The 12,856-nt window shown below is 30.7% G+C and carries 9 protein-coding genes and 1 pseudogene; 6 read left to right on the top strand and 4 right to left on the bottom strand.

What is annotated here, in order from left to right; genetic code table 11:
- From IM744_RS01490 to IM744_RS01505, 4 genes are all read left to right on the top strand, one after another.
- Positions 1 to 939 (top strand): tyrosine-type recombinase/integrase, encoded by a 939-nt coding sequence (locus IM744_RS01490; RefSeq protein WP_194506308.1) that lies wholly within the window; start codon positions 1 to 3, stop codon positions 937 to 939.
- A complete protein-coding gene (locus IM744_RS01495; protein ID WP_317175377.1) occupies positions 929 to 1,834 on the top strand; it encodes a tyrosine-type recombinase/integrase in 906 nt (301 codons plus the stop codon). The genes IM744_RS01490 and IM744_RS01495 overlap by 11 nt, the downstream gene beginning before the upstream one ends.
- A gap of 80 nt (positions 1,835 to 1,914) precedes the next feature.
- Complete coding sequence (locus IM744_RS01500) at positions 1,915 to 2,799, top strand: DUF488 family protein (RefSeq protein ID WP_194506310.1); 885 nt, start codon at positions 1,915 to 1,917, stop codon at positions 2,797 to 2,799.
- A gap of 5 nt (positions 2,800 to 2,804) precedes the next feature.
- Positions 2,805 to 3,620, top strand: a complete 816-nt coding sequence (locus IM744_RS01505; protein WP_194506311.1) for a hypothetical protein — start codon at positions 2,805 to 2,807, stop codon at positions 3,618 to 3,620.
- Between the two features lie 40 nt (positions 3,621 to 3,660).
- Here IM744_RS01505 and darG read toward each other — a convergent pair whose 3' ends face one another.
- Together darG and darT are read right to left on the bottom strand one after the other, a co-directional pair.
- Positions 3,661 to 4,713: a type II toxin-antitoxin system antitoxin DNA ADP-ribosyl glycohydrolase DarG gene (gene darG, locus IM744_RS01510; RefSeq protein ID WP_194506312.1), complete on the bottom strand. Its 1,053-nt coding sequence runs from the start codon at positions 4,711 to 4,713 to the stop codon at positions 3,661 to 3,663.
- Between the two features lie 4 nt (positions 4,714 to 4,717).
- Entirely contained in the window at positions 4,718 to 5,353 is a 636-nt protein-coding gene (gene darT, locus IM744_RS01515; RefSeq protein WP_194506313.1) for a type II toxin-antitoxin system toxin DNA ADP-ribosyl transferase DarT, read from the bottom strand.
- 255 nt (positions 5,354 to 5,608) lie between these two features.
- Between darT and IM744_RS01520 the strand changes: the two are divergent.
- Both IM744_RS01520 and IM744_RS01525 read left to right on the top strand, forming a co-directional pair.
- A pseudogene (locus IM744_RS01520) lies at positions 5,609 to 6,535 on the top strand (RHS repeat-associated core domain-containing protein); the annotation flags it as partial.
- A gap of 3 nt (positions 6,536 to 6,538) precedes the next feature.
- Complete coding sequence (locus IM744_RS01525) at positions 6,539 to 6,898, top strand: hypothetical protein (RefSeq protein ID WP_194506314.1); 360 nt, start codon at positions 6,539 to 6,541, stop codon at positions 6,896 to 6,898.
- A gap of 481 nt (positions 6,899 to 7,379) precedes the next feature.
- On the opposite strand, the gene IM744_RS01530 is transcribed toward IM744_RS01525, so the two are convergent.
- Positions 7,380 to 11,882 carry a CARDB domain-containing protein gene (locus IM744_RS01530; RefSeq protein WP_194506315.1) on the bottom strand — a complete coding sequence of 1,501 codons (4,503 nt, stop codon included), beginning with the start codon at positions 11,880 to 11,882 and terminating at the stop codon, positions 7,380 to 7,382.
- Positions 11,883 to 11,889: 7 nt separating this feature from the next.
- Entirely contained in the window at positions 11,890 to 12,819 is a 930-nt protein-coding gene (locus IM744_RS01535) for a hypothetical protein (protein WP_194506316.1), read from the bottom strand.
- Positions 12,820 to 12,856: the final 37 nt, after the last annotated feature.

Genomic DNA, 12,856 nt, shown 5'->3' on the forward strand with positions numbered 1-12,856 from the left:
ATGAAATCATTACCAATTTATAGTTCATCATTCAATGCAGTACTTCAAGACTTTGAAAAAGAACTTGCAGTTTGGAACTATAGTATAACTACTTCATATTATATGACTATTCACCTGAGAGAGTTCTTTCATTATTTGGAGACAAAAGGTTATGAGCATATCAAGTACATAACCACAAAAATAGTCTCACAGTATTATGAGCATTTGTCAAGCAGAAAGAACGTTACACAAAATGGTGCGCTTAGTAATGCTACATTAAACAAACATCAACAAGCTCTAAAGCTTTTTAAGAAGTATCTCAAAAGGCATGAATCATTGAATTTTGGTGTTCATTTAAAGACCGAGAAACAGAATTCACTTACTCTAAAAGATATACTGTCTGTTGATGAAGTAAAACAACTTTTTGAAGCCTGTGAGTGTTCTCATAAATCTAAGCGATATAGACTAAGAGATAAAGCTATGCTTACCCTAATGTACGGTTGTGGACTTAGAACTCATCAAGTAGTTGGCTTGGATTTAAAAGATATAGACTTTCAAACTGGAAGATTGAATATAACTAGTGGTGCTCAGAATAAAAAGCGTAACCATACTAAGCAAGTGTTATTAGCTAATCAATTGAAAGCATTAGAAGATTATATTTATTTTTCAAGACCTCATTTTTACAATGCTAAATATTGTGACGCTCTTTTTGTCAATAAAAATGGTACACGTATGCAAGGTAAAGCACATCGAAATAGACTTGATGTTATACTTAAGACAACTGAGAACAAGGATATTATAGCCAAGAAAATCAGTTGTCATAATTTAAGGCATTCAATTGCAACGCACCTTTTAGTAAATGGTATGACTATTCAACAGGTTAGTCAGTTCCTAGGTCATTCATCTCTTGAATCAACACAAATCTATGTCCACTTAGCCGAGCTTTTAAATGCTGAATAAGTTCGAAACATATATGCACAAATGTGAACATGCTGAAAGTACAGTTTTTAGCTATTGTAGAGTCGTCAGTAAGTTCATGAATTGGTGCAATACCAATGATATCGAATTAGAATCATTAGATTATAAAACTTGGATAGGCTATCAAGAGCTAATTAAAAACAGGAGAACCAGAAAGGGGTTTCATTTAAAGGATAATTCGGTGAAACAGGATATCGGTGCTATCCGTTTATTCTTTGATTTCTTGGTCCATGAAGATGTTATCTGCCTCAACCCAATAAAAGAAATTTATTATAAAGATAATTCAGAGTTCAGTCACGTTCCACTAAGTCAAGATGAACTGGAGGAATTATATTACTGTTTTCCAACTCAAGACCTTAAGCATCCCAAATGTACATCGGTTGCAATAAGAAATAAAGTCATTATTGGTTTGGCAGTGTTTCAGGCTATTGATAGTAAAACTCTAAAAGGTATGACTGTATCAAATATAGATTTAGATAAAGGCAAGGTTTATATTTCTGGGACTAAACGAAGCAACTCTAGAACGCTGAAATTAGAACCTTGTCAAATTAATGTTTTAAGGCAGTATTTAGATTATGATAGAGAAGTACTTCAGAAAAAGATAAGTTGCTTTACTGAGGCTTTATTTCCTCTTAATACGTCTCGTTTTAGTATCATCACCAATGATATATGCGGAAAACTCAAATACTTAAATTTAAAGGTTACTAACCTTATGCAAATTAGAGATTCCGTTATTACTCTATGGGTCAAGAAACACGACCTTAGAAAGGTTCAAATCATGGCTGGTCACCGTTACATATCTTCAACTGAAAAATACATTAAAACTAACCTAGATTCACTTCAGAAAGCTACCGAGATGTATCACCCGATGCAGTAGATAATTAGACTTATACTTATTATTTACCTTCTTATTTTGTAGCTTTGACCCATAAAATGAATTCATACTAGCCTCAATCAATGTACTACAGAAGAAAATACATACTTGCACTTATTCAAGAATTCGGGGGTAGTTTAGAGCATCTCAACTTACAAAAGCTTTTATTTTTAGCCACTAGAAAACAAGATAAAAAGGCTTTTGATTTCGTGCCATATAAATATGGCTGTTTTTCATTCCAAGCTAATCAGGATTTAAATACTATGACTAAGTACGGTATGGTTGAAAACACCAAAAATATTTGGAATTGTATTGATGAAACTGACTACAAATCTCAACTTAAAAGAGAAGATTTATCTACAATAAAATGGGTACATAATACTTACGGTGATTTTGAAGGTGAAGACTTGATTAAGGAGACGTACAGAAATTATCCGTTTTTTGCTACAAAAAGCAAAATAGCTGATAAGGTGTTGACAATAGAAGAGTTGGAAAAGGTGAATTTGCAAAAACGACACTTTGAAGAACCTATGTTTTTTACAATTGGTTATGAAGGTATCAGTTTAGAAACGTATTTAAATAAGCTAATTATTAATGATGTAAAGTTACTTGTAGACGTCCGAAAGAATTCATTTAGCATGAAGTATGGGTTCTCAAAAAGTCAACTACAAAATGCTTGTGAGGGAATTGGTATTAAATATATGCATTTGCCTCAACTTGGAATCGAATCTCAACAACGAAAAGAGTTGAACTCTCTAGCGGATTATAAAGTATTATTTAAAACTTATCAAAAAACAACACTAAAAGAAAACCTAGATTACCTTAATCAGCTTAAAGACTTATGTGATGAGAATGGTCGTGTAGCTATTACATGTTTTGAGAAAGAGGTTTGTATGTGTCATAGAGGTGTTGTCGCTAAAGAGTTGACTAAACTCAAAGGTTGGGATATCCCACAGAAAAATTTATAGACTATTTGAAAACCAAAGTTCTTATAACGGTTAAAACTTACCCTACTCCTTCAACTAAATATGATGAGTTAGTTTGTACAGCTGGTTTTACTGAAGACGGAAAGTGGATAAGAATATTTCCAGTAGAATTTAGAAAGAAATCATATAAATCTCAATATTCAAAGTATGATTGGGTCGAGGTTGATTTGGTCAAGAACACTTCTGATTTTCGACCTGAGAGTTACCGACCAAGAACTGCAGATACACCTTTTAATAAAGTAGGTCATATTGATACCAAAGGTAATTGGATTAAGAGAAAAGAAATTGTTTTAAACAATGTGTATGACGATATGGCTTTGCTAATAGAAGAGGCAAAGGACAAAGACATATGTACTTCACTTGCCGTATTTAAGCCAGCAGAAATAGTAGATTTTGTTTATGTTGAAGATGAAAGGGAATGGAGTGCTAAAAAATTAGCAGCACTTCAACAATTAAACATTTTTGAATCAGCTACAAACAAAGGCTTCGAAGTCGTTAAAAAGTTACCATATAAATTTTCCTATAAATTCAAAGATGTTAATGGTAAAGTAAGAAAACTAATGATTGAAGACTGGGAGACGGGTGAGTTATACTGGAAGATGTTTCAAAAGTTTGGTGATGAGAAAATTGCCTGTGAAAAGGTAAAACAAAAGTATTTAGACGATTTTGCTAAAACCAAAGACCTTTATTTTTATGTAGGCACATTGTATCAACATCACGCAAGGAAGAGTTTAAATCCATTCGTAATTATTGGCACGTTTACTCCAAAAGTTGAAACTCAAACTAAGTTAGATTTATTTTAAAATCTGGCTTCTGAAACGTAACCATAATACATCGTTAGAATTAAGCAAAATTCAATTTACTACCATAATCATTTAAATGGTCATATGCTATTTGAACATATTGTTCTGTAATCAACGCTTTCTTTCTATGGTTCCACCCTCTAATTTTAGAAAGAATCTCTTCCATTTCAATTTTAGGATATTCTTGTTTTATGAAATGAACAGATGAAAGTATTTCTAAAGATAATGTAGATTCAAAACCATTAATAGCGTTAAACAAGCTTTCCAGTCTATCTTTTTGATTTTGACTTAATTTCTCTTTCACATAGACATTAACTTCATCATATCTTTCATAATTCAATTCTAGGGCTTCGAAAGGTTTTGCATCCATTTGTTCAAGACCTTTTAGATATTTGCCATTTAATGCATATAAAACTTTTTCTACAGCTTGAGCATATGGACCGTAGGTATATGGTTCAAACTTTAATTTTAAGTTCTCTCCACTCTCCTGAAGAAAATAAGCTAATTTATTTGCAGTAAAAACAGTAGTATATTCCCCATACTTTTCATATTTGAATAACGCATATAGAAGCATTGCTCTAGCTGGAGTTAATTTAACTTCTTTTTTAGTGTTTTCTTTTTGAAGAATTTCTTTAATTTTTTCATTCGGTTGGTAAACAAAAACTTCAACATCATCCAAATCGCCTAAATATTTAATCATCAAAGATTTTACCTTATCCCAATTTAATCCACCATTACCACAACCTAAAGGCGGAATGCTAATTGATTTTATATTGTTATTTTTTATAACCCTCACCAAGTCTTTTAATCCTTCTTCAATAAAGCTGTATTGAGATTTACGATACCATTGTTCTTTAGTTGGGAAATTAACTATGACTTTTTCATCATTTAACAAATCAGATTCATTAAAAACAAACATTTTGCCAGTGACAACTAATCCTTTTTTGCATGCATCAGCATAAGCCTTATAGTTTTGCGGGAACCTTTCTTTAAATTGCAACGCAATGCCTTTACCCATAACGCCAACAGTATTTACAGTATTAACTATAGCTTTGGTTTTAGCATTTAATAAATTACCAGTAATGAATTTCATCTATTTAAAAATAAAAATTTCTTTTAACAGTTATAGAGGTCTCTAAACCTAAATTATCAACAATTTCTTTAACAATAGCTTTAGTTGTATTATTATAAACTGCTATTCCTTTAATATTATTACTTGGAACAAAATCTTTTATTAGAAATTCAGAATGTTTCTTTCTAATTCTGTCTTCATCACCATCAGCATTATCATGTTTGAAGTCTCCTGACGTAATAGAACGCCAATCTATTTTATCAATATCGTTAAGATTATTAAAATAACTAGTTATCAATTTAGCTGCATTTCCATCTGTAAAACACCATTGAAAATTTGGGTTTGCCAAATCTAATAATGGAATACATAAATATACAATATTACTTTGATTTAATCTTGGAACACCATGACCAGTATAAATGTTATATAACATAGGTGTTTTAATTGAAAAATAAAAAGGAACATAGTTATTAACTACGGTTTCAGGAAAACAACTAACGATTCTATTATCTCGTTCAGTTATTATTTCTTTATTACCAATATCTTTTCTTCCAGCATTATTAGGTGCATTTAATTTAGAAAATAAACCATTAGTTAAATCAGATTCTAGATTGTCTAAAGCAATCATTCTAAACACCCATATTTTATTTAATTTTGGCAACTATAAAGAGTTTTGTGTATGCACAATATAGTTATTTTTAACTTAATCAAATAAGCAATAATGTATTAAAATATTAGAGTTATTATTAATGATGTCTATCGTTTAAATAGATAAATAACTAGGATAAATAAGTGTTATTAATTAGATTTGATTGTAATAATACGTTCTTTTAAATATTTGCTTACTCATAAGGCATATGTGAGAAATAGAAAAGTAAGATTAAGCTCATTTTTCTAAACAGGGTACTACTCATTTGGACTCAAACATAAAGGGTATAATGACTTAATATCGGCCTATGCTAATAGCGCAGCACAAAAGTATAAATACAACGGAAAAGAACTCAATGAAGTATTAGGATTGGATTGGTATGATTTTGAAGCTAGAAATTATGATGCTAGTTTGGGAAGATGGATGAATTTAGATCCACTAGCTGAAAAATATTATGACTGGTCACCTTATAATTATGTAAAAAATTCGTCGACAACAATGGTTGATCCTGATGGGATGGATGTCATATTATTTATTTGGCTGACTTCTGAAGGAAGCTATGGACATGCTGGTATTGCCGTTTCAAATTATAAAAAAGATAAAGATGGAAATTATGAAAAAGATGAAGATGGGAACCAGATTGAGGATGGTACTTATACTTACTATGATTTATATCCTGATGAGCCTGTAGATAGACTAAGTGCATGGGGTAGTCAAGATCCAGATTTCAAAAAGGGTAGCGGTCGACAAGGCCAAATTAGGACTGCTGAAGAACTAGAATTTGGTGTGCAATCAGATCTACAAATCAGGCCAGCAGATGGGATATTATTAACCGAAACAGATTTTGCTTCAGACCAAGCTGTAAAAGAAAGATTAGAAGCAAAAACGAAGGACGGAACTAGATTTGATAGTAGAAAGTATAATTGTTCAAATTTTTGTAGAGAGGCTTATGAGGGGATTTTATATTCCCAATCTAACGCACCTCCTCCCATTTTTGAAGGAGACCAGAATTATTCTCAATTATTACCTACAATGTTTGGTAAAGAAAAAGTAGAAGTCTCCGGAAGAAAATTCACACTAGCTACTCCACATCAGTTATTTAAAGATGTAAAAAAATTTCAAACAACATACATAATAACAGATCTAGGAAAAGCTGTTAATAAAAGTTCCTCAGATTCTTTTAAAGGCAATTAAACTATGACAAAACATATCTCTTTTTTACTGGTTTTATTAACTCTGATGAATTACAGCTGTAATGAAAGTGTTGATAAAATAGGATTAATTACTCCAAATGAAATTGAAATATTTTCTTTTGAGACACATAACACAACAACCTTAAAAGACAACAATCAGATTAAAAGAATAATTGATTATTTGAATAAAGGAAAAATATATAGTTCAAAGTTCTCAGGTGATTATTTGCTGATTCTGCATTATAATGATTCGCTTACTAGAATAATAGTTCAAGATAATTTATTCAAATACTCAAAACATAATTATAAACTTGATGTGAATTTAAAATTGTTTTTAGATGATTTAACAGGTAATGTCCCCTGATGTCGCTAGTATTTATTATTGACGAATACGAGTAAGTCATCAGGTGCTAATCGTTAAAACTGTGATAAAAGGGCTCCAAATATGGAACACTACTTAAATAGAGCGAGTTAGAGTTAAGGCAGTTTTCTAAAAACTGTCTTATTCTTTTTTTAAGCTCATTGATACATTGGAAATAGACTTTTTTAATTCGAGTTGCATAAAAATTACTTTTTAAGAACTTGGGTTTGGATAATTATAATTTATTATATCCAATTGTAGCAATATAGTCGTTAAAGTTTCTACTAGTTTTATTCATATAAAAAATCAAAACGTTGTTTAACTTCTTTTTTATAACGATTGCTTATGTTTAGCGTTATCCCGAGAATAGATATTCGAGAACCATTGATGTTGCCTTTTAAAACTTCAGGATAGATATTTATAATCTAACTTTCCCTAATTTGCTTATTAAGCAATACAGTCATTTTATTTTGAGGTATTAATTCTATCGTTTAATGAGTTTAAACTCTTCTGATATTACATCATTAAGTTTTACTTTTAAAAAGTATAATCCATTAGATAGGTCTTCTGTGTTAATTTCTATATCCTGTTTGTTTTCAAATGTGTATTGTATTATTTTTTGACCAATAACATTAAAAATTTCAATTTCTATATTTGAATAAGTTTTACTCAGACTAATATTTATCTTTTCATCAAAAGGATTAGGGTAAATTTTAATTTCATTACTTAATTCATTATTATTGACTTCTAGTGTGCCATCATTAATTGTAATAGGAATACATTCTAAATTATTACTTTCATTATTTTCAATCACAATCTCTGTTGCATCAGCTACAAAAAGAATATAATAATCACCAGTACTGGCATCACCAGGAATAGTGATTGTTTGGGATTCAAACTCTGAAGGATCATCGCTTCCAATTCCAGAAGGGTCATCTTCAAGATAATAATCATCTGAACTAAGTTCACAATCTGTTGATAGATAGTAATGTAATCTTGGGCTACTCATATCTGCATCAGTTTGATAACCAGTATAATTTTGATATACCGAAACATAAACTTGGTCTCCTATATTAGCTTCAGTTACTTCAACATATGGGTTATTAAGCGTTACATCTTGATAATTTGAATCTGCTGGAAGTAAATTGAATTGAGCACAAGCAATATTGTTGTTTTCATTTATTTCGTTGACTGTATTTTCCATATCAGCTCTAAAGATAATATAGTAGCTACCTGGACTTAAGTTGTCAGGTAATTCTATCGAACTACTAACATCATTAATAGGGAGGTCTGAACCTAATGATATGCCATTGTCATCAATTAACATATCATCATTACTTAAAATGCAGTCATCAGATAAAAAATAAAATATTTCGATGCTTGGCAAATCAGCATTAAGTTGGCTACCTGTATAATTAATATTTGCGAATGGTTCTATTTCGCTTCCAATCACTACATTTGTTGGGTTACATATTTCATCTGTAATAAAAATATCTCCTTCAGGAATGCTAGAACTGATTACATTTATTTCAATACATTCAGAATTATTATTTTCTAGCACACCTTCATCTATATCATTATTACTGTCGGCGACAAATAAAATATAATATGTCCCTGAAGAAGTTGTTTCTGGGATTATCAAAGTTTCATCTTCTTCAATATTTGGATTATTAATTCCTAAATTGGAGGTACCATCATCTAAAAAAATATCCACTTCATAACTAAACTCACAATCTTCAGAGAGATAGTATCCAATACGTAATGTCGGTAAATCACTAGAATTTTGATTTCCTAAATAAATATGATTAGTAAAAGCATCAATTGTCCCTCCAGCATTTACAGAATTTGTACTAATATATGAATTGATAACTGTCACATCTTCAACACCAGTTCCAGTTAAAGCAATTGTGATATTTCTGTCTCTATCATTATTTCCTTCATCAGTTTCGTTAACATCGTTATTACTGTCAGCTAATGCAACAAGTTCATAAGTTCCAGTAGATGGGATGTTTGTTGGTAAGTCAAAATCTAACGTTATCGCGTTTTCTTCACCAGCATCTAGTGAACCAAAGTTAAATTCACCCATAAATTCATTAGAGTCGTAATTGCTGTCATCATCAATGTCAAGATACAATAGAACGTCAAAACTACTGGAATCTTCATTTCCTTCATTTTCAATTTCTAATTCAATTTCAACTTCTTGCCCAGGCACTAGCCCTGAGTTTGGTGTCACTGTCATTCCCGTGATGTCTAAATCAGGGCCATTCTCTATATATTCACCAATGTAGATTGGATAATCGTTGTTATTATTATTTTCTTCGCTTTCATCTATATTGTCTCCAATGTCAGGAACTGAAATGATATAATATTGACCATCATTTACATTAGGAATAGATACGGATTTAGTAATACTTATCGTTTGTCCAGACCCAATATTAGTTAATCCTTGAGTGCTACCAGAAAGTATAGTGTCTGAAGAACCAAATGTTTGATTGGTTGATAAATATAGACCGCCTACAAAGGCTTCATTGCTGATACTTTCATCTCCTATATTTGATATGGTATAATCTACATTAATTGTGTCGCCTTGGTCTGGATTATCATTACTTACTGATGTAACGTCGCTTACTAAATCTATACCATCAGTATTGCTATTTTGGTGCGTAACGCAAATATCAAAAGTATCGATATTTGGAGGAGAACCTTGATAGTCCCATTCAAATACTCGTATATAATAGGTTTGCCCAATATTTAAATTATTCCATGTTTCACTAACAGATGATGGAGCACCGCTTGGGTCATAGCAACTAATATAATTACTAGAACCTGATGAACAAGAAGTACGAAGTTCTATAACGGCATCAAAATTACTCGCATAGTTAGAAATCGTAACCGTATGACTCGTTTCTACTGCGATAAATTTATAATACACATCATAATCGTCTGGTGATTCACAACCACAACCTAAACAGTTATTTGCACCAACTGATAGTGTTGCATCTTCAACTGTTCCACTTGTAAAATTACAGCTTGTATTACTAGTTAATGTTGTAGCGTTATTACAATCATCATTTGCTGGCGGATTTCCACCTACAGAACCATCTACCGTGACGGTTACAGTATCTGTGTCTGTACAACCATTCTCTGTTACGGTTAAGGTATAAGTAGTTGTTTGCGATGGTGATGCTGTTGGTGTACAACTATTAGAATTGCTTAACCCTGTGGTTGGCGACCAAGAACAACTTGTACCTCCAGATCCTTGTAATGTTGTTGATCCTCCACTTTGAATGGTTACGTTTGAACCAGCATTGGCTGTTATATTACATGGGTCAGTAACATTTATTTTATGAGTCCTGTCTTCCCCTGTAAGATTATCATTAGCCATCCTTCCAGAACTACTAGTACTTATTTGATGATTATTTAAATTAGATATATTTTCACCTTTTAGTAAATCATTATTATTAGTGTCTAAGCCAGTTAATATAAGGTCTCTTTGAATTGTTGGTCCAGAATAAATTAAATCAATATCCCATTGTGTCTTACTTGCATTAGGATTTAATGGAAAAACTCCAGCTGTATCTTCAATTTGAAGATTTAATTCTTCTAATGGTTCACTACTAAAAATTCTTACATGAAATTCATCACCATCTTCAAAAGTAGTACCCTCGTCTGGCCCTATTAACTCAAGTACATTTCCATTTCTTTCCCATCTTTTATGGTAAACATCTTGAAGAGAAAAAATAACCAAAACTCTTTCAACATAAGGACGGAAATTATCAATTGTTATGCCAGCAGGCTCAGATTCATAAATATTTCCCTTAATATCTGTTAAGCTTGAACGAATAAAATATTTACCGTCTGGATATTTTGCATCCTCGCTTAATTCTGCATCAGAATTATCAATTGAAAACCTAGGACGGAAGTCAGCAAAAAAATAATTATCAAAATCATTTTGATTAGTGGTTACTAATTCTGAATAAGCAAATGGTTGAATTCCAGTTTTATTTTCACTCCCAATAATGTTTTCATCATCATTAGAGATTCCTATATAAGAAGGCAAAGGAGCACTATTTTGAGCGCCACCGATACTTATGAACGATTCTTCCAAAGTTTCCATGGTTTCATATTGTCCTAGTCCTAATAAAGGTTTAATTTGTAATTTAATATTTTCTAAATCAAAAACACTATTAATAAATCGTGTATCTGTATTTGGGACTTCTTCAAGATTATTAAACGTCACTTTAACTTTAAAAGGATGTTTATCATAACCTCTTAAATAATTATTAGTAAACAAGTTTGTGACATCCAAATTATAGCTTACAGCTTCAGATCTTTCATAGGATAAATCATACAAAGGATTATTTGTACTAACATCATCATTTAAATTATTTATATTAAAAGAATTTTGTAAGTGAAAGTGAGCGCCATATCCACCAGAGTTTCCTATTGGTGCTACTTTATTCCCAATTCCAATTGTGTTAGTGATATTATAAGGATTACCATTATAAGTTATTGTACCATTGTTAGGACCGTAAGCTATGTTATCAATGGTATTTATTATGACATATTCATCAGTATTACAAAACCTTTCTATCAAAAGAAAACCACCGAGTGTACTTTCATTATTACAATCTGGAATAGAAGTTCCTAAAAAAATATGCCTAAAACTAGTGCCATCGGTAAAAACTATACTTTTTAAACCATTTCCATCCACATCGATTCTATCAATGGTGTATTCTTTTTGAGCAATTATTATATTGCCTTGAATACCATTGAAGGCAAAGTCTAAACCCCCATGATAATCGTATAAGTTTGTATTACTTAACCTTCTTAAACCATAATCCGAGCTTACATCTGAAAATTTAAAATAATGATTTTCTCCATCGTAATACTGAATATCAAAATTATAATCAGATTGTGAGAATAATTTAAAACAAAAGATAAAAGCAATAAAAGTTAAATATAATAGTCTATTTAATTGTAACATATTTAATTTATTTTAAAATTTCCAACTTTTTAGAATTCATATTGTCAAAAAGATAAGGTTTGTCATTTTCAGTTCTTAAAGAACAATTCCTATGATTGCATTTAATATTTTCTTGTTTATTATTTTCAAGATTTAGAATAACAGCTCCACTGATATTATTAGTAATATTTCCTCGAAAATTACCTATGAAAGAGTTTTGTGAGAATAAACCAAATACAAGTGTTGTATTATTCGGCATTTTCAAAATATTAAGTAAATCAGTATTATTTTTTGATAGAATAGTGAATTTTTCATTTACATCAATCAATGTCATTTTTCCAGAAAAGTAATTTAAATCTTTAGAAACAGAATTCACTACAAATAGCTTATTCGGAAAGCTTTTTTTAGTTATAAAATCACCATTTCTATTAAACAGATGAACCTCGGTGTAGTACTTTAAATCTATTGCATTTGGGTATAACCCTTTAGTTTTAGATTTCAATAAATATGTGATAGGTATTATAGCATCATTACTATTTCCTGAACTTGTTTCAATCCGCATTAAAAAATGGATTTCCTCAGATTTGTCACTAAATCCAAATTTTTCATAATCACTAGGCAATACACTGTAAAATTCTTTAGTATAACCTTCATATGGTTGAACCTCTCGTTTCTCAGTATCAAAAGGATTGTTTTTTCTAATGTCTAAAACTTTCACCAGCATTGAGCCTTTGTAAAATTTTATAATTCCATCGGAAGAATTATATTCTTGATGGAAGATATCATCTGATTGCTTTTCTTCTTTTTTATTTAAATCAATACTCGGATTTTTTAAATTTATTTCCTTATTGATAACAATATTTTCCTTACTACTTTTCGAATATTCCTGCACCCCAAAATACCCTCCAACAAGAAGCAGTAATAGTATCCCAACAATTAAAAAATATTTTTTCTTCATAATTAAATTATACCCTAAGAAAATTAAAATAGCAACT

It is taken from the genome of Psychroserpens luteus (assembly GCF_015319355.1).
Lineage (GTDB): Bacteria > Bacteroidota > Bacteroidia > Flavobacteriales > Flavobacteriaceae > Psychroserpens > Psychroserpens luteus.